At 41.4% G+C, this 16,676-nt stretch carries 18 protein-coding genes and 1 pseudogene; 12 read left to right on the top strand and 7 right to left on the bottom strand.

What is annotated here, in order from left to right:
• Positions 1-67 precede the first annotated feature (67 nt).
• From AC4CU2_RS07000 to AC4CU2_RS07020, 5 genes are all read left to right on the top strand, one after another.
• Positions 68-451: an Mpo1-like protein gene (locus tag AC4CU2_RS07000; protein ID WP_195728043.1), complete on the top strand. Its 384-nt coding sequence runs from the start codon at positions 68-70 to the stop codon at positions 449-451.
• A gap of 518 nt (positions 452-969) precedes the next feature.
• On the top strand, positions 970-1,590 hold the full coding sequence (thiE, locus tag AC4CU2_RS07005) for a thiamine phosphate synthase (protein ID WP_490768515.1): 621 nt from the start codon (positions 970-972) through the stop codon (positions 1,588-1,590).
• A gap of 42 nt (positions 1,591-1,632) precedes the next feature.
• Positions 1,633-2,931: a glutamate-1-semialdehyde 2,1-aminomutase gene (gene hemL / locus AC4CU2_RS07010; protein WP_490768516.1), complete on the top strand. Its 1,299-nt coding sequence runs from the start codon at positions 1,633-1,635 to the stop codon at positions 2,929-2,931.
• A gap of 142 nt (positions 2,932-3,073) precedes the next feature.
• Complete coding sequence (locus tag AC4CU2_RS07015) at positions 3,074-3,904, top strand: hypothetical protein (RefSeq protein WP_159127444.1); 831 nt, start codon at positions 3,074-3,076, stop codon at positions 3,902-3,904.
• Between the two features lie 107 nt (positions 3,905-4,011).
• On the top strand, positions 4,012-4,338 hold the full coding sequence (locus tag AC4CU2_RS07020; protein WP_010326887.1) for a hypothetical protein: 327 nt from the start codon (positions 4,012-4,014) through the stop codon (positions 4,336-4,338).
• A 3-nt stretch (positions 4,339-4,341) separates the two neighbouring features.
• On the opposite strand, the gene ruvC is transcribed toward AC4CU2_RS07020, so the two are convergent.
• Positions 4,342-4,887, bottom strand: a complete 546-nt coding sequence (gene ruvC, locus AC4CU2_RS07025; RefSeq protein ID WP_004984936.1) for a crossover junction endodeoxyribonuclease RuvC — start codon at positions 4,885-4,887, stop codon at positions 4,342-4,344.
• Positions 4,888-5,009: 122 nt separating this feature from the next.
• On the opposite strand from ruvC, the gene AC4CU2_RS07030 reads away from it, so the two are divergent.
• Positions 5,010-5,591 carry an FxsA family protein gene (locus tag AC4CU2_RS07030; RefSeq protein WP_490768517.1) on the top strand — a complete coding sequence of 194 codons (582 nt, stop codon included), beginning with the start codon at positions 5,010-5,012 and terminating at the stop codon, positions 5,589-5,591.
• A 49-nt stretch (positions 5,592-5,640) separates the two neighbouring features.
• Here the strand turns inward: AC4CU2_RS07030 and AC4CU2_RS07035 are convergent.
• Positions 5,641-6,878, bottom strand: a protein-coding gene (locus AC4CU2_RS07035) for an IS3 family transposase (RefSeq protein ID WP_490768518.1) whose coding sequence is annotated in 2 segments (ribosomal slippage) — positions 5,641-6,542 and positions 6,542-6,878 — 1,239 coding nt in all. Because the reading frame shifts where the segments join, the coding sequence is not laid out codon by codon here.
• Positions 6,879-7,053: 175 nt separating this feature from the next.
• On the opposite strand from AC4CU2_RS07035, the gene AC4CU2_RS07040 reads away from it, so the two are divergent.
• The gene (locus AC4CU2_RS07040) at positions 7,054-7,695 is read left to right on the top strand and encodes a LysE family transporter (RefSeq protein ID WP_490768519.1); all 642 of its coding nucleotides are present in this window, start codon (positions 7,054-7,056) and stop codon (positions 7,693-7,695) included.
• Here the strand turns inward: AC4CU2_RS07040 and AC4CU2_RS07045 are convergent.
• Positions 7,657-7,869 (bottom strand): hypothetical protein, encoded by a 213-nt coding sequence (locus tag AC4CU2_RS07045; protein ID WP_004984928.1) that lies wholly within the window; start codon positions 7,867-7,869, stop codon positions 7,657-7,659. The two genes, AC4CU2_RS07040 and AC4CU2_RS07045, sit on opposite strands and share 39 nt — an antisense overlap.
• A gap of 314 nt (positions 7,870-8,183) precedes the next feature.
• On the opposite strand from AC4CU2_RS07045, the gene AC4CU2_RS07050 reads away from it, so the two are divergent.
• Entirely contained in the window at positions 8,184-8,429 is a 246-nt protein-coding gene (locus tag AC4CU2_RS07050; RefSeq protein WP_005401120.1) for a hypothetical protein, read from the top strand.
• Between the two features lie 95 nt (positions 8,430-8,524).
• Here the strand turns inward: AC4CU2_RS07050 and metK are convergent, their stop codons facing one another.
• Positions 8,525-9,691: a methionine adenosyltransferase gene (gene metK, locus AC4CU2_RS07055; protein WP_078424995.1), complete on the bottom strand. Its 1,167-nt coding sequence runs from the start codon at positions 9,689-9,691 to the stop codon at positions 8,525-8,527.
• A gap of 719 nt (positions 9,692-10,410) precedes the next feature.
• Here metK and tkt point away from each other — a divergent pair.
• Both tkt and AC4CU2_RS07065 read left to right on the top strand, forming a co-directional pair.
• Positions 10,411-12,399, top strand: a complete 1,989-nt coding sequence (gene tkt / locus AC4CU2_RS07060; protein WP_490768520.1) for a transketolase — start codon at positions 10,411-10,413, stop codon at positions 12,397-12,399.
• A 115-nt stretch (positions 12,400-12,514) separates the two neighbouring features.
• A complete protein-coding gene (locus AC4CU2_RS07065) occupies positions 12,515-12,730 on the top strand; it encodes a hypothetical protein (protein WP_004696769.1) in 216 nt (71 codons plus the stop codon).
• A gap of 255 nt (positions 12,731-12,985) precedes the next feature.
• Here the strand turns inward: AC4CU2_RS07065 and tnpC are convergent, their stop codons facing one another.
• The 3 genes from tnpC to tnpA form a co-directional block, all read right to left on the bottom strand.
• Entirely contained in the window at positions 12,986-14,632 is a 1,647-nt protein-coding gene (gene tnpC / locus AC4CU2_RS07070; protein WP_121775637.1) for an IS66 family transposase, read from the bottom strand.
• Between the two features lie 74 nt (positions 14,633-14,706).
• On the bottom strand, positions 14,707-15,042 hold the full coding sequence (gene tnpB / locus AC4CU2_RS07075; RefSeq protein WP_121775636.1) for an IS66 family insertion sequence element accessory protein TnpB: 336 nt from the start codon (positions 15,040-15,042) through the stop codon (positions 14,707-14,709).
• A complete protein-coding gene (gene tnpA / locus AC4CU2_RS07080) occupies positions 15,039-15,467 on the bottom strand; it encodes an IS66-like element accessory protein TnpA (RefSeq protein ID WP_121775635.1) in 429 nt (142 codons plus the stop codon). Before tnpA ends, tnpB begins: the two co-directional genes overlap by 4 nt.
• 80 nt (positions 15,468-15,547) lie before the next feature.
• On the opposite strand from tnpA, the pseudogene AC4CU2_RS07085 reads away from it, so the two are divergent.
• Positions 15,548-15,838: pseudogene (locus AC4CU2_RS07085) on the top strand (GNAT family N-acetyltransferase); the annotation flags it as partial.
• A 168-nt stretch (positions 15,839-16,006) separates the two neighbouring features.
• Entirely contained in the window at positions 16,007-16,603 is a 597-nt protein-coding gene (locus AC4CU2_RS07090) for a YceI family protein (RefSeq protein ID WP_490768521.1), read from the top strand.
• Positions 16,604-16,676: the final 73 nt, after the last annotated feature.

Below are 16,676 nucleotides of genomic sequence, written 5' to 3' on the forward strand. Positions count from 1 at the left end.
GGCGATTGCACTTTGCAGATTGCATATTTTCAGCTATGTTGGTAAAAAACCATCAGGATGATGACAGATGAATGCTCAGGTTGAACCGAAACAGGAACATGACGCTGAACCTAATTTTCAATTGCCGATTAAGGACTATCACCAGTTTTATCGTTTTTATTTAACAGAGCACCGCAACATCATGAGTCGTCGGCTACATGTCGCGGGCAGTTCGATTGGACTGTACTTTTTCTCTAAAGCCATACTTAAACGCAAGCCGTGTTATTTTATATACGGCTTAGTCTCTGGATATGCCTGTGCGTGGGTAGGTCATTTTGTTTTTGAAAAAAATAAGCCAGCCAGTTTTAAACAGCCTTTGTATAGTTTTATTTCTGACTGGCGCATGTTTTCCGATGTTTTACGTGGAAATTTAAGCTTACAAGATCGTGCTTTGGATAAAATTCCAAGTTAGTGAAGCACTTTGTGACGTCATCATGAAAGTTTTATGAAAAGCTTGAAATTAACAGTTGCAAAGTATGAGTTAATATTCTAATAATGAGGTCGTTGATTATATTTTCATCAAATAATATATAAGTGCTTTGAACTTTAAAGTGCTTTTAGTTTTCCAAGCCTAGAGCGACCTTCTCTAGGCTTTTTTTATGTGGATTTTAAATAAAATATGCGGCTTTTTAGCTTTTATGATGTTGTTCAAACACCACTGGTTTAAAAAGCTAAAAAGCCGTATCAGATCGCTGTGTGTCTCTTATTCTTGTTATAAAGTTGTTATTTTTATTTTATTCTTGTTGCTTTCTGTATCCATTAAACTGCGAAAGCGGTGGGGCGACTATCACTGAAAATAGGTATTTTTATATAGCCTGGGCTTGGTCGCGGGATTTTTGTGCAAAGCAACGCATTTTCAGCTCCAATTCATTAAAGCATCAGTCGCCTTTAGCTTTATAATAGAACGACATAACCCAAAGGTAGAGTTAAATGCGCGGTTTATATTTAATTACAAATGATGATCCTTTAGAGCTACTTTTGGCTAAATTAGAAGGTGCAATGGCAACATGTGAAGTTGCCGTTTTGCAGTATCGCCGTAAAAAAGTACCCAAAGAAGAACAGGCTTACGAAGTTGAGTATATGAAAGCTATGTGCGCTGAGTATGGTGTTCCTTTTGTGATTAACGATGACTTAGAAATGGCAGTGAAATACGGTGTTGGCGTGCATTTAGGGCAAGGAGATGGCGAAGTTGCTGAAGCTTTCGCACGCCTGCCAAAAGATGCGGTGATTGGTCGTACGTGTTTGAACTCGATTGAGCTGGCTGAAAAGGCGATTGCTGAAGGTGCAACATACGTGGCTTTTGGTGCAATTTATGCAACTGAGACCAAGCCAGAAGCTGGCAATATTGGCTTGCAGACTTTAAAAGAAGCCAAAGCCAAATTGAATGTGCCGATTTGTGCGATTGGTGGCTTAACAGTTGAAAATTCAGGTGAAGTGATCGAGGCCGGTGCCGACCTTTGCGCGGTGATTAGTGATATATTAGGGCTATCAATGTCTGCGATTCCTGATCGTATAGAACAGTGGGCTGATTTATTTGCATCTAAAGCTTAAGTATTTTTAGATGTTTTTTTATTTTTTGAGTTGAGTAACTTCATGAGCTTATCTCCAAAGCAAGAACAATTGTTTAAACAAGCAAGCAAACATATTCCGGGTGGTGTGAACTCACCTGTACGTGCATTTAATAGCGTAGGCGGAACGCCTGTCTTTATTGAAAAGGCGCAAGGTGCATACTTGTACGATGTGGATGGTAAGCGCTATGTAGACTATGTGGGCTCATGGGGACCAATGATTTTAGGTCATGCTCATCCTGCAATTATTAAAGCAGTTCAAAATGCTGCAGTGGATGGTTTAAGCTTCGGTGCACCTACCGTACATGAAACGACTTTAGCCGACATTATTTGCGAAATTATGCCGTCAATTGAGCTGGTTCGTATGACCAACTCAGGTACTGAAGCAACCATGACTGCTATTCGTCTGGCACGTGGTTATACAGGTCGTGATAAGATTGTAAAATTTGAAGGCTGTTACCACGGTCATTCAGACTCACTGCTAGTAAAAGCAGGTTCAGGTTTGTTAACCAGCGGCGAAGGTGAAGCGACTTCAGCTGGTGTTCCTGCCGACTTTGCCAAACACACACTGACTCTTCCATATAACGATATTGCTACTTTAAAAGAGTGCTTTGCTAAGTTTGGTTCAGAGATTGCAGGCGTGATTGTGGAGCCTGTGGCAGGGAACATGAACCTAGTCAAACCAATCGACGGCTTCTTACAAGCGATTCGTGATGTATGTGATGAACATGGTTCTGTTTTTATCATTGATGAAGTGATGACTGGTTTCCGTGTTGGATTGGGTGGTGCGCAAGCTCACTATGGCGTGACTCCTGATTTAACCACCTTGGGTAAAATTATTGGTGCAGGCTTACCCGTTGGTGCTTTTGGTGGGAAAAGAGAAGTGATGGAGTGTATTGCTCCACTGGGTAAAGTTTACCAAGCTGGAACACTGTCGGGGAATCCACTTGCAATGCGTGCAGGGATTGAGATGTTTAAACACCTGCGCCAAGATGGTTTTTATGAAAAATTGACAGCGCAGCTAGAAAAACTGCTTGTGGGTTTACAAGCCGCAGCTGATGAAGCGGGTATTGCTTTTAAAACACAACAAGTAGGCGGTATGTTTGGTTTGTACTTTACCGATCAAGAAGACATTACCAGCTTCGACTCGATGCTGAAGTGTGATATCGATGCATTCCGTAAGTTCTTTCATGGTATGTTAGACCGTGGTGTGAACCTTGCACCATCTGCATTTGAGGCTGGCTTTATTTCAGCTGCTCATTCTGATGAAGATATTGAATTTACCCTGCAAGCAGCGAAAGAAGTTTTTGCAAGCATGAAGTAAGTATTTGTCCTTGCTAAAAAGCCCATCTCATTTGATGGGTATTTTATATGATGGGTATTTTGAATAAAAAATACTATATCTCAAATACTTTATGTTAATTTTAGGAGTACATGAAAAAATTAATAATTAAATAAGATGACTTATGATTTTAGATTTTCTTAGAAAGCCCATTCAGCTAAAACATTTTTTGATCTTTATACTATTGTCACCAATCATTATCGTCATTTTGAGCGTTATTGTTAGCGTGTTAGAACCAAGTGATATACCGAGCTTAAAAGAAAAACCTTATGAGTGCGGAAGTTTTGGCGATCAGAAAATGCGTATAGATCGACGATATTTATTTTTTGCAAGAGTTGAATATCAAGATGTCAGTTACTGGGAGAAAGGCTATAGAGAGCTGCATAATACCAAAGATTGTAATGATCAAATCGGTAACGCCACATTTCTTGTGAAATGGCCAGAAATGCATCCTTCAGAAGGTTTTAGGCTTTCCTCAAATCAACACAGTGACATCGCTTTCACTTTAACACAACGTAGTATTTGGAAGGATGAGTGGGGAGACGACAAAACGTTTTTTGATTATACGCCTTCATTGAAATTTTATTTGAGTAAACGAATGGGTGCTCGAAAAGATATGAGCATAAGTGAGATTAATTCAGAGAAGAAATTTAATTCAAGTTTGTCACTTTATGAAATAGATTTGGGAGAGCAAGATAATATTTCTAAAAAAATTTACTGGAAAGAAGAAAATGGGAAAGGCATTAGTGTAGTCATTGCGTGTGCTTCATATCCAAGTGGTGCTACGGCGTGTGAATTAAATAGTCATGTACCAAATTATGGCTTTAACACGAGTAGTTTAGATATAGATTTCCATGCGGAGCTTCTGCCACATTGGGAAAAAATTCAGCGTGATTCTTTAAAATTATTTAATTCTTTTCAGATAGAAGAAAATCAAGTAAATGCTTCCAAGTAAGAATATTGAAGTAGCATAAGAACTATTATGTAGTAAGAAAACACGATATAACGCAATCAAGCCTAAAATTTAAAGACTTCGAATAATGGTAAAAGAGGGGAGGAATAATGGATAAATACTTACTGGTGGCCTTGGTGGTTGGTGCATGCATACTGTTGGTGATTTATACCCAACTTGCACCAGCAGGTGGACAGAAAAATTTTAAACAAATCGTACAGCAGGCATTTGGTCGTTATAAAGTGATCGAAAAAAACTACACCATTATGATTTGTGAGATCAACCATCGCAATGAGCCAGAAGAGTTGGTCTTTATACGTATCGATCCTGCTCAAAAGAAAAATTTACGCATTTCGGGAAGAATGCTGATAGCAACTTATCCCAAAGCACCATCGGTACGTGAAATGCGTAAAGACTTTAAAGACTATGTCACTTAACACTTAGCGTCGACGAGAGCTACTACGGCTGCGTCCGCGCGCCATACCGCCAAGAGCATTGAGTACAGCAAGCTTGGTCATACTGCCTGAAGCATGTGCATGACAGATGGCAGCAGCGAGAGCATCGGCGGCATCTTGCTGTGGTTTGATGCTCAGGTTTAGGAGTCTCATCACCATCATTTGTACTTGTTCTTTGTCCGCAGCGCCATAACCGACCACTGACTGTTTAATCTGGCGTGCGGTGTATTCTGCAACTTGTAGGTCAAGGTTGACCAATGCAGCAATAGCAGCCCCGCGTGCTTGCCCAAGCTTCAGTGCGGAGTCAGGGTTTTGTGCCATAAATACTTGCTCAACTGCGGCTTCGGTTGGGCCATGAAATTTTACAATACGATCAATCCCTGCAAAAATACGTTTTAGCCGTTCAGGCATATCAGCAGCTTCGGTACGAATGGTGCCAGCATCGACAAAAATTAGTTTTTGACCTTCTTTTTGAATAATACCGTAGCCTGTGAGGCGAGAACCGGGGTCAATACCAATAATTAATGACATGCTTGCCCTTTAAAAAAAATAATATGCCCATATTGTTACATAAGCGTATCAAAAAAGCTTGATGTAGATTGAGCACTTGATTCTTGCACCTTATTCATTTTGTTGAGATTAGATTAATTTTCATGAAATTATTTCTTTTTATATTAGCTGGTGTCATTCTCGAAGTCTTCGTATGGATTGGCGTGGGCGACCTCGTTGGTAGCATGTGGTACGTGTTCTTCTGGTTTATTGCCGCTTTCTTTATTGGTATGAGCCTGATTCGTAAGTATTCAGCAGGTTTAATGCCACAAATGCAGCAAATGCAAGCGGGCCAGATGGGTGCAGATCCTGCATTAACAAACAATCTGCCAAAAATCATTGCGGGTTTTCTTTTATTGATTCCTGGCTTGGTGACAGATGTGGTTGCCGTGTTATTGCTTATTCCAGCAGTACAAAAAGCCATGACGGGCGCGCTGATGAACGTGATGATGAAACGTCAGCAAGCGATGATGGAAAAAATGATGGGTGGCATGATGGGGGATATGAATGGCATGGGCGGTGGTGCTCAAGGTCAAAACCCATTTGCAGATATCATGCGCCAGATGCAAGAAATGCAGCAACAGCAGGGTGGTTCAGCTTATCGTGACTCGAGTATTATTGATGGCGAAGCACGAGAAGTCACGCCAGATGCGAAAAAAATTGAAATGAGAGATGTGAATAAATAATTTCTGTCTTGTCCTGAAATAGATTGACAGTATTCCACTTCAAACCGAGTTAAGCAATTAGCTCGGTTTTAGTTTGCTCATACATCTGATTCGGGGTGTTCATATTTAAACTTAAATGTGGTCTATAGCAATTATAAATCATGATAGATTCCGTAATTAAGTGATCTAACTCCTTCATGGTTTGACATCGTGTAGTTAAAAACTCCTGCTTTAATATTCCATTAATCCGCTCTGCTAATGCATTTTGATATGAGAAACACTGTTTCGCAAGGTATCCATCTGTCATGGAAGGACATATCCCATAATGGCGCAATGCCGATTGATATAGCTCAGAGCAATACTGAGAGCCTCTGTCTGAATGATGAATCATCCTAGTCGCTCGATCCGTCACATGCTGCATCGCCATATGTAGAGCCTGCATAACATTCTCCGCACGCATATCATTCGATAACTTATAACCTTTAATCTGACGGGTATAAGCATCTGTCACCAATGATAAATAATGTACGCCTTCAGCACTCTCAACATAAGTAATATCACTAACAAAGACTTCGTTGGCTTGCACTGCTGAATAATCCTTTAATAAATTTGGATGCTTCTTCATCCAATGCTTGCTATCCGTAGTTTTTGTATAGCGACGCTTGGGGCGAATCAATAAATTATGCTCTTTCAATATTTTAAATAACTGATCCCGTCCACACTTTAAACCACGCTGCAACAATTTGCCTTTAATAAGCCAATACAACTTACGTGTTCCGATACTTGGCATGAGACAACGATATTCCATAACCAACTCAAGTATTTGTTCAGTTGCTTGTGCAGTCATTTGAGCACGTTTTTCTGCTTGATAATAAGCTTGTCGGGTGATTCCCAACCACTGACAATAACGTGAAACGCTTAGTCCTCTTTGGCTTTGCCAATCTTTGAAACGTGCTCGGTATACTTTTTTCCAAGATCAGTCCCACATTCTTTATCAATGTGATAAATCACATCCTGAATAAATTCAGTTTTAAGCTTTTCTGCGGCTAACTGCTTTTCTAATTGGCGGATTCGTTGTTGGGGTGTTAATTGGCGTTTAGAAGAAGGCGGCATATTCGAAGTCCAGTCCTGTTGTCCGTGCTTGCGTAACCATACCAGCACAGTTGATCTTCCTTGAATACCATATTTTGCCTGAGCTTGTTTATAAGTAATTTGCCCTTTTTCTACTTCATGTACAACCATCATTTTAAAGGCAAAGCTATCATCACCTTGTGTACGTTTAACTCTTTGTTCTCGTTCATGTTCCATAAAATAAGCCTCTTAAAGGTGTAAACTTATTTCAGGACGGGACATTCATACCTAATTTTAAAGCCAAGTTCTAACTCGGCTTTTTTTATCTTTATGAAAATGTTTTAAGTGCTTATGATTTAAAATAAATATAACAAACGATATAATTATTTTTTAAAATTTATGCCGTTTTTTTATGTCATTGCTTTTCACGATTTGCGCATTGCATTTTGTTGCGCAGCTAAGTCCTGGTCCTGATGTTTTGCTGATTGCCAAAAGTTCAGCTTCGACCACCCAAAAAAATACTTTAAAAACGATCTTAGGTATTTCCGTTGGCATCGTCGTTTGGGTGGTTTTAACCTTGTTAGGTTTTACTGTACTCATCGACAAAATGCCGTGGATTCAACAAGTATTGATGGTGACTGGTGGGGTGTTCCTTGCACGTATGGGGTGGCTGATGTTGAAAGCAGGCCTCAACACGATGCAGCAAGAAGCTTTGCTAGATGATGGTCAAAAACTGCCTACACCTAAGGCCAACCATTATTTCATGTCAGGTTTGCTGACTAACCTATCTAACCCGAAAACGCTAATTTATTTCAGTAGTGTGTTTTCACTGGCACTGAGTTCTAGCGCAAGTCCCTATTTAAAAATGCAACTTGCGGTCATTATTCCCATTCAAACTTTTATGACTTTTGCACTGCTGATGCTGCTCTTGTCATTACCCAAAATTAAGGCGGCATATCAGCGTTCAGGAAGTTATATTGACATTTTTTCTGGCGGGCTGTTCCTGATTTTTGCTTTATGGCTTTGGTACGATGCTCTCGCAATCTACATCTAAGTCATTTTTAAGCTCTTTAGATGATGGAGCCTGTTCCAAGATGGACACCTCATCTTTTTTACTTTGCGCATAGCGGTTGGGCTGCAATGTCGCTTCGGTATTTTCTGAGCCCTTATAGCTACGACTGCGGTTGGCACGTTCGCGTAAACCGCCTTTTTTAATCAACTGAACCATTCTTTCTTCCTCATCGTTGCATCTTATTTTAATAAACAATCGCGAGAAAACTAAAGGGTTTTAAGCAAATATGACGGAATACGTCAAAAACTATTATGTTACAAAATGAAATTGTCATGATTCGGTGTTATAAAGAGGAATATGCGTTAAATCAATTGATTAATCTTTCAATGTAAGCCGTTGCTGACATCACTTCAGGTGAATTGCGCTTGAGTCTCAACAAATACTCACATAAGATAAATGAATCTAACATTCTGTGAGGCAGGGTGATGGACAATAAAAACAAGAAAGGACAAAAACAAGGGGGTAAAGCGATGCTCTATCAATACCACTGCGCATGTTGTGAAACAGTTGTCGCATCAACAGATAAAGACTGTCCAAACTGTGGATCACATAATATTCGAAGTCCTTTTGGATTTTGGATTTTCTGTATTGTTGCATGTCTTGCTGCAGCGATTATCGTTAAATCTGTACAAGTCTATTTGGCCGACCGCAACAGCGAACCCGCTGCCGTGACTTCGCTCTTTGATGTGCTCAATCATGACAACAAACCTAAGTAGTGAGGTTCAATGACTTCACGACTGAACTGATGGACTATTTTCCATTAGTTAAAATAAAAAAACCCGCATTAAGCGGGTTTCTTTTAGGAGCAAACTTATAGACCAGCTGAAGCTTTAAGTGCTTCCACTTTGTCGGTTTTTTCCCAAGTAAATGCAGTATCTGAACCTTCACGACCGAAGTGACCATAAGCAGCAGTTTGCTTATACATCGGTTGAATGAGGTCGAGCATACGAGTGATCCCGTATGGACGTAAGTCGAAGTGTTCACGGACTAACGCAATGATCAACTCTTCAGATACTTTTGCTGTATTGAAGGTATTGATCGAAATAGACGTTGGCTCAGCCACACCAATGGCATAAGACACTTGAATTTCACATTTGTCTGCAAGACCCGCCGCTACGATGTTTTTCGCAACATAACGACCTGCGTAAGCAGCAGAACGGTCAACTTTAGATGGATCTTTACCAGAGAAAGCACCACCACCGTGACGTGCCATGCCACCGTAGGTGTCTACGATGATTTTACGACCTGTTAAACCACAGTCGCCCACTGGACCACCAATCACAAACATCCCTGTTGGGTTGATGTGGAATTTGGTGTCTGCATGGAACATTTCAGTAGGGATCACTTTTTTCACGATTTCTTCAATCACAGCTTCTTTTAAGTTGCTTTGAGAAATTTCAGGATCATGCTGAGTAGATAATACGACGGCGTCTAAACGAACAGGCATGCCATTTTCATAAGCAAAAGTCACTTGGCTTTTTGCATCTGGACGTAACCATGGTAAAGCGCCACTACGACGTAGCTCAGCTTGCTTTTCCATTAAACGGTGTGCATATGAAATTGGAGCAGGCATAAGCACGTCAGTTTCACGGCTTGCATAACCAAACATTAAGCCTTGGTCACCTGCACCTTGATCTTCAGGCTTTTGACGGTCTACACCTTGAGCAATCTCTGGTGACTGTTTACCAATCATGTTGATCACGGCACATGTTGAACCATCAAAACCAAGGTCAGAATGGTGGTAACCAATGCCATTTACGGTTTGACGAACAATCGCTTCAAAGTCAACATTTGCAGTTGTTGTGATTTCACCTGCAAGTACTACCGCACCCGTTTTTACAAGCGTTTCACAAGCAACCCGCGCATATGGGTCTTCTTTTAAGATCGCATCCAAGATAGCATCACTGATTTGGTCAGCCATTTTATCTGGATGGCCTTCGCTTACAGATTCCGAGGTAAATACAGCGTACTCGCGCATAAGTCCTATCACAGTTAATTTAAAAGACGCAATATGGTACATCGACTTAGCCGTTTGAGCCAGTTCTACACGACCAAAATGACTGAATTTATTTCAATTCAACGACTTTTTATCTGATATAAGCATCTAAAAAATTGATATAGCGTTTATTTTTAGTTCGAAATGACAAAATAACGGGTTCTGATTCAAAGTTTATGGGTGCGTATCATGAGATTTTGTGCTTTGGTTATATCTAATTGTAAAACAATAGTTTGTTTGAGTTTTTTTTGGCTTGGGTGTTAAGTTGGTAAATAAAAATGCTCAAAATAAGTATCAGAAAATAATCTATAATTTGTACTAATTCATGAATAATTTAAAAAGGTGAATAAAATTCACCATGAATGTTTAATTGTATGTAAAAAATACAAATGTATCTTGTGATGTGTTTGATACTCAAGGATAACGGTTTGTTCTGATTAGTGAATAGGGTGGCTGAGCTTTGCTTTTAAAAGCTGATGATTCTATCGTGTAGAATTTGAACTGGAGAAAAGCGAGAGAGACATTTCTGAGTGAAATTGTTGTGATTTTAGGCAATGCCCGCATTTATTAGACATTGATGATGAATAAATAGCGAAATATTGTCCATTAGGCTTTACCCATTCCTCTTTTTTTAAGACAATACACCTATCTTTGAATTCTATTCATCTTACTCTTTAAATCATTTGTTTGGACTCTGACCTATGACAACCCCGCTTAACGAACGTCGTATTGCAAACGCAATTCGTGTATTGGCAATGGATGCTGTGCAAAAAGCAAACTCTGGACATCCAGGTGCGCCAATGGGGATGGCTGATATCGCTGATGTGGTATGGCGTGAGTTTTTTAACCATAACCCGACTAACCCTCAATGGGCGAACCGTGACCGCTTTGTACTATCAAATGGTCATGGCTCTATGCTGCAATATGCGTTATTGCACCTTACGGGCTATGATTTATCAATTGAAGATTTAAAAGCATTCCGTCAACTGCACTCTAAAACGCCAGGTCACCCAGAATTAGGTTATGCACCAGGTATCGAAACTACGACTGGCCCGCTTGGTCAGGGGATTGCAAACGCAGTTGGTTTTGCTCTAGCTGAAAAAACTTTAGCAGCACAGTTCAACAAAGATGAGATGAGTGTTGTTGATCATTTCACTTACTGCTTCTTAGGTGATGGCTGTTTAATGGAAGGTGTTTCTCACGAAGCATGTTCACTTGCAGGCACACTAGGTCTAGGTAAACTAATTGCTTACTATGACGACAACGGTATTTCGATTGATGGTGAAGTAGAAGGTTGGTTCTCTGACGATACAGAGCAACGTTTCTTGGCTTATGGTTGGCAAGTACTTAAAGCTGATGGTCATGATGCAGATGCATTACGTGCTGTGACTTTGCAAGCAAAAGCTGAAACGAAAAAACCAACGATCATCATCTGTAAAACGATTATTGGTCTAGGTTCACCAAACAAGCAAGGTAAAGAAGACTGCCATGGTGCACCGCTAGGTAATGACGAAATCGCATTAACACGTGAGGCATTGGGCTGGACTGAAGGTCCATTTGAAATTCCTGCTGACGTTTATGCAGCATGGGATGCAAAAGCAAAAGGGACGGCTTCTGAAGCAGCTTGGAATGAATTATTTGCTCAATATGCAGCAAAATATCCAACTGAAGCAGCTGAATTGAAACGTCGCCTTTCAGGTGAATTGCCAGCTGAATTCCTTGCTCAAGCAGATGCGTTTATTGCTGACACCAATGCAAAAGCGGAAACCATTGCTACACGTAAAGCAAGCCAAAACACATTGCAAGCATTTGGTCCATTATTGCCTGAATTATTAGGCGGTTCTGCGGACTTGGCGGGTTCTAACTTAACACTTTGGAAAGGTTGCCAAGGCGTTCAAGACAATCCAGCAGGTAACTACGTACACTATGGCGTACGTGAGTTTGGTATGACTGCCATTGCAAATGGTGTTGCGCTTCACGGTGGTTTCATTCCTTACGTTGCAACATTCCTCATGTTTATGGAATATGCGCGTAATGCAGTACGTATGTCTGCGTTGATGAAACAACGTGTAATCCATGTATATACACATGACTCAATTGGTTTGGGTGAAGATGGTCCAACGCATCAACCTGTAGAGCAAATTGCATCTTTACGTGGTACACCAAACTTAAATACTTGGCGTCCATGTGACACAGTTGAAGCAGCTGTGTCTTGGAAATCTGCACTTGTACGTTCAGAAGGCCCAACAGCGTTGATCTTCTCTCGCCAAAACTTACCATTCCAAACACGTACAGATGCACAAATTGCAAATGTAGCGAAAGGTGGTTATGTATTGGCTGAAGAAAAAGGCGAATTAAAAGCGATTATTATTGCGACGGGTTCTGAAGTATCTTTAGCAATGGAAGCGCATGCACAACTTGACGGTGTGCGTGTCGTGTCTATGCCATGTGCTGAAGAATTTGTGAAGCAAGATGCAGCGTACCGTGAAGCGGTTCTTCCATCAAACATTCGTGCGCGTGTTGCTGTTGAAGCAGCACATGTAGACTACTGGTGGAAGTTTGTAGGTTTAGATGGTCGTGTAATTGGTATGACGACTTATGGTGAATCTGCACCTGCGAAAGACTTATACCAATACTTCGGTATTGCCACTGAAGCAGTTGTTGCTGCGGTAAAAGAATTGACAGCTTAATTTTTAAAATTAACTGTTTGAAGGACGCTCCAGTTTAGGGGCGTCTTTTATTTTGAATGGTGTATATAATATGCAAGCTGCTGCTGAAGTAGCTGCATAAATTTTAGGTGATGATATGAGCTTGTACGATCAAATTCATGATGAAGTTGTATTGATGGATGCGGGCGAACAGAAGTGGATTGGACCAGATCTACCTTTGGAGGCGATGGTTGCTGTTGAACTGTTATTGCAAGATTTAGCAGAAGATAAGCAAATTAAGATCCGTCGTAAAAACCATGAAAAGCAGACAGGTATGAAGTTGATTGATCGGATTCTGATTGAAAAACTATGATGGTTGTCACGTCTAAAAGAAGCCTTATTGAAGCGATTCAATAAGGCTTTTTCTTTGTAATGATTTCAATTTAAATATAAGCCTTACAAAAATAAACATCACTTTGAAAACAAAATGGAAGTACCAAATATTCATATTGTGCCACTGACAGAAATAGATCAGTCGATCTGGGCTGTATTATGGCAAGCTTATCAGGCTGATTTATTGGAGCAGATATCTGAAAAGTAAGCGTGCGCTGAACCCCATAGCTATTTTTTAATTTTGGTCGGGTTTCCAGCGGTGCGGCAGCAATTCTTCTATTTGGCTCACTTTATGTGTCGGCAACCTTTTCAGCACATTACTTAAATAGGCATACGGATCCAAGCCATTCAGTTTTGCTGACTGGATTAAAGTCATGATATTGGCAGCTCGTTGGCCGCTGCGCAGCGAGCCAGCAAACAGCCAGTTCTTTCGTCCCAAGGCCCAGGGGCGCATTGAGTTCTCAGCCCAATTATTGTCAATGGGCAGATTGCCATCATCCAGATAGCGGCTTAAGGCTTGCCAACGCTTCAGACTGTAATTGATTGCCTTGGCGGTTGGAGAACTCGATGGCACCGTCAGATAATGTTGGTTTAACCATTCATACAGTTGTTGCATCACCGGTTGACTATGCTGTTGCCGGTATTCGCAGCGTTGTTGCGTTGTACCATCCGTCTTTTTCCTGAGTTCTGCTTCTATGGCATACAGTTTCTGAATCAGCACTAATGCCTGTTCAGCGATCTGACTTTTCCCGGTCACATGCAGTTCATGGAATTTACGACGTGCATGTGCCATGCAGCCCACCTCAATGACATCGCCTGATCTAAAGCGGGCTTTATAACCACTATAATCATCACAGACCAAATGACCCTGCCAGCCTTTCAGGAAGGCTTCAGCATGCTGACCTGAACGGCTCGGCTGAAAGTCATAGATCACCGCCTGAACCGGATTGTACTGTGTCGTGGCATAGGCCCAGACATAACCTTTTTTCGGTTTTTTTTCATCATCACCAAGCTGCATGGTGGTGACCGGCGTTTCATCTGCATGGATCACCCGCTGCTGCAGCACCACCTGTTTTAAGACATCCGTCAAGGGTTCAAGTTCCACCCCGCAGCGACCAATCCAGTCAGATAATGTGGATCTGGACAGATCAATACCTGCGCGTAGAAAGATTTGACGTTGACGGTACAGCGGTAAATGATCGGCATACTTGGACACCAGCACATGGCTAAGCAGTTCAGGACTGGCAATGCCTTTATCAATCACATAAGCAGGCATCGCTTGCTGAGTCAGGGTGTCGCACTGATCACAGACCCATTTACCACGTACATGCTGTTCCTTATAGAACTGTGCCGGTCTAAAATTCAGTTTTTCACTGACATCTTCACCGATACGACGCAGTTGGCATCCACAAGCACATTGGGTTGATGCAGGTTCATGCTCAATACGGAGAGTGAGTAGATGATCTGGGAGCGGTCGACGTTTAGGTTTGTTGACGAGAGCTTTCTGTGTCGCTGCATCGATTTTATCTGCATTCAGCCGTTCCAGTTCCAAATCGACTGCTGCGATATCTTCTTCAACCGCTTCATCCCACAGATGGATTTGTTTTGCTGTTAGATGTTCGTTTTTACTGCCGAATTTGTGCTGTTTAAATAGTGCGAGCTCATGCTCGTATTTTTGCGTGAGAATGGAAAGATGTTGGTTGGTTACTTCAAGATGTTGAACTTTGGCATCTAATTGTTGATTTGATACTTCTAGATGTTGAATCTTGGTATCTAATTGTTGATTTGATTGCGCTAGAGACTGATGCTGAATCGCCAACTGTCTGGTAAATTCCAGCAGTTGCTCATAGGTCAGTTGGCTTAAATCAGGCAGCGTATTCATGACCGCAGTATGCCTGAGGTCATGATGCAGAGGAAATAGAACGTTTGGAGAATAGCAGAATGCACGAGCTTGGTTTAGAGCATAGTCACCACCTGCTGTCGTCCAATGCGCTGCCAGGGCAAACCCTGGATCAATGCCTGTAACTGTTCCGGACTGAGGGCTACGGTTTCACCCTGATGAACCTGCGCCCAGTGAAATTTCCCCTGTTCCAGCCGCCGGGCACACAGCCAGATGCCCAATCCATCATGCACCAGCACTTTCATGCGATGGCCACGTTTATTACAGAACAGGTAAGCGCAATGCGGTTTGATGTAACCAAAGGCTCTCACCACCTGAGCCATGGCAGTATCCATACCCGCACGCATATCCATCGGCTGGGTAGAGAGCCAGATTTCATTTATATGGATCATTGAGTCAAACCTTGGATGAGTAACAGTAATTCAGTTGCAGACTCCACTGGCCATTCGATTTCGATCACCTGATCTCTTGCGGAACATTGTTTCTGATGCAGTGGAATTCTGATATGAGCGACAGCTTTCTTCTCCGGCACAGATGGCGGAGGCGCTTCTTGTTTGACTGGAGTCGGGTGAAGAATGACCGGAAGAAAGTCAGTCTGTGGAATGGAGGGGGGTGTTAATGCAGAGGGCATTGATCTGGACTGACGAATCCATTTATGCAACAGATTCGCATTGACCTGATGTTGCATTGCTACCTTAGCCACCGATGTATCTGGCTGCTGGCATTGCTGAATAAGTTGATGTTTAAATTCAGCCGTGAAGGTTCGACGGGGCTTTTTTAGCGTTGCTGTACTGTCTATAACTGTCTTTAAATCCATAAATAGGTGTCCACTTAAATTTAGTGGACACTATCGCGGTATTAATGAGTTAGAAAAAGTGGGGTTCAGCGGACGCTTACTCTGAAAATACGTGGCATAAACTGACTGATTCTAAGCGTGAGCATATATATGGTTTTGCCGCACTTATGGCCGGTCGGGTTGTAGGCATTGTGCATGTGGTAGAACATGATAGTTGTTAGACGTTAAAGCCTTATGCATATTTACAAGATTTGTTTACGCATGAGTACTATCGTGGGCTAGGGGTTGCAAGAGCTTTAATCGAACACGTCAAAATGCGTACCGAAAAGCGAGCATGTGATCGGGTTTATTGGCTCACCCATCAGGATAATTTAGTCTCACAGCAAATCTAGAATAAAGTCGCGAAGAAGATTGGTTTCATTCAATATCAGGTGTAGGTAAGTCGCTACATTTAAAAACAATTATATCGTTCTAAAGTTGCAACATATCGTTTTATCTTTATAGATGTATTCGTTGTAGAACTCTATAGACTAAGCAGTATTCCAATGTGAGATAAAAACATGAACTTTAAAGCTTTAACAATCGGTTTGGCTGTTGCAACTGCGACTACATTTGCTATGGCGAAACCTGTGGCATATCAAATTGACCCTACACATACAGCAACAGTTTTCACATGGAGCCACTTTGGTTTTTCAATGCCATCTGCAAACTTCAGCGACATTCAGGGTGTGATTAATGTTGATAATGCAAAACCTGCAAACTCGTCGGTGAATGTAACGATTCCTTTATCTAGCTTAAACACCAACGTAAAAGCTTTAGATGAACACTTACAGGCGACTGATTTCTTTGATGCAGCAAAATATCCAACCATCACCTTTAAAAGTACAAAAGTACAGGCTGTAGGCGCGAATAAGTACAAAATCACAGGTGATTTAACCATTAAAAATGTGACAAAGCCTGTCGTTTTAGATGCAGTGTTGAATAAGCAAGGTGAGCACCCAATGACCAAAGCACAGTCAATTGGTTTCAACGCAACCACTTCATTTGACCGTTCTGCTTTTGGTGTAGGCGCATACGTGCCAAACGTGGGTGATAAAATCACTGTGAATATCACCACTGAAGCATCAGTTCCACAGCCTAAAGCTGCTGCAAAATAAGCGATATCTACCCCCAAAAAAGCACCTCATAGAGGTGCTTTTTTATGTCTGCTGTAAACTTAAAAGTTAGAGC

The sequence above is a fragment of the Acinetobacter sp. 797_lipA genome (genome assembly GCF_058243025.1).

What these genes read in the sequence shown, in the direction of transcription:
- AC4CU2_RS07000 (WP_195728043.1), top strand. Translation starts at nt 68, where the DNA reads ATGAATGCTCAGGTTGAACCGAAACAGGAACATGACGCTGAACCTAAT.
- thiE (WP_490768515.1), top strand. Translation starts at nt 970, where the DNA reads ATGCGCGGTTTATATTTAATTACAAATGATGATCCTTTAGAGCTACTT.
- hemL (WP_490768516.1), top strand. Translation starts at nt 1,633, where the DNA reads ATGAGCTTATCTCCAAAGCAAGAACAATTGTTTAAACAAGCAAGCAAA.
- AC4CU2_RS07015 (WP_159127444.1), top strand. Translation starts at nt 3,074, where the DNA reads ATGATTTTAGATTTTCTTAGAAAGCCCATTCAGCTAAAACATTTTTTG.
- AC4CU2_RS07020 (WP_010326887.1), top strand. Translation starts at nt 4,012, where the DNA reads ATGGATAAATACTTACTGGTGGCCTTGGTGGTTGGTGCATGCATACTG.
- ruvC (WP_004984936.1), bottom strand. Translation starts at nt 4,887, where the DNA reads ATGTCATTAATTATTGGTATTGACCCCGGTTCTCGCCTCACAGGCTAC.
- AC4CU2_RS07030 (WP_490768517.1), top strand. Translation starts at nt 5,010, where the DNA reads ATGAAATTATTTCTTTTTATATTAGCTGGTGTCATTCTCGAAGTCTTC.
- AC4CU2_RS07040 (WP_490768519.1), top strand. Translation starts at nt 7,054, where the DNA reads ATGTCATTGCTTTTCACGATTTGCGCATTGCATTTTGTTGCGCAGCTA.
- AC4CU2_RS07045 (WP_004984928.1), bottom strand. Translation starts at nt 7,869, where the DNA reads ATGGTTCAGTTGATTAAAAAAGGCGGTTTACGCGAACGTGCCAACCGC.
- AC4CU2_RS07050 (WP_005401120.1), top strand. Translation starts at nt 8,184, where the DNA reads ATGCTCTATCAATACCACTGCGCATGTTGTGAAACAGTTGTCGCATCA.
- metK (WP_078424995.1), bottom strand. Translation starts at nt 9,691, where the DNA reads ATGCGCGAGTACGCTGTATTTACCTCGGAATCTGTAAGCGAAGGCCAT.
- tkt (WP_490768520.1), top strand. Translation starts at nt 10,411, where the DNA reads ATGACAACCCCGCTTAACGAACGTCGTATTGCAAACGCAATTCGTGTA.
- AC4CU2_RS07065 (WP_004696769.1), top strand. Translation starts at nt 12,515, where the DNA reads ATGAGCTTGTACGATCAAATTCATGATGAAGTTGTATTGATGGATGCG.
- tnpC (WP_121775637.1), bottom strand. Translation starts at nt 14,632, where the DNA reads ATGAATACGCTGCCTGATTTAAGCCAACTGACCTATGAGCAACTGCTG.
- tnpB (WP_121775636.1), bottom strand. Translation starts at nt 15,042, where the DNA reads ATGATCCATATAAATGAAATCTGGCTCTCTACCCAGCCGATGGATATG.
- tnpA (WP_121775635.1), bottom strand. Translation starts at nt 15,467, where the DNA reads ATGGATTTAAAGACAGTTATAGACAGTACAGCAACGCTAAAAAAGCCC.
- AC4CU2_RS07090 (WP_490768521.1), top strand. Translation starts at nt 16,007, where the DNA reads ATGAACTTTAAAGCTTTAACAATCGGTTTGGCTGTTGCAACTGCGACT.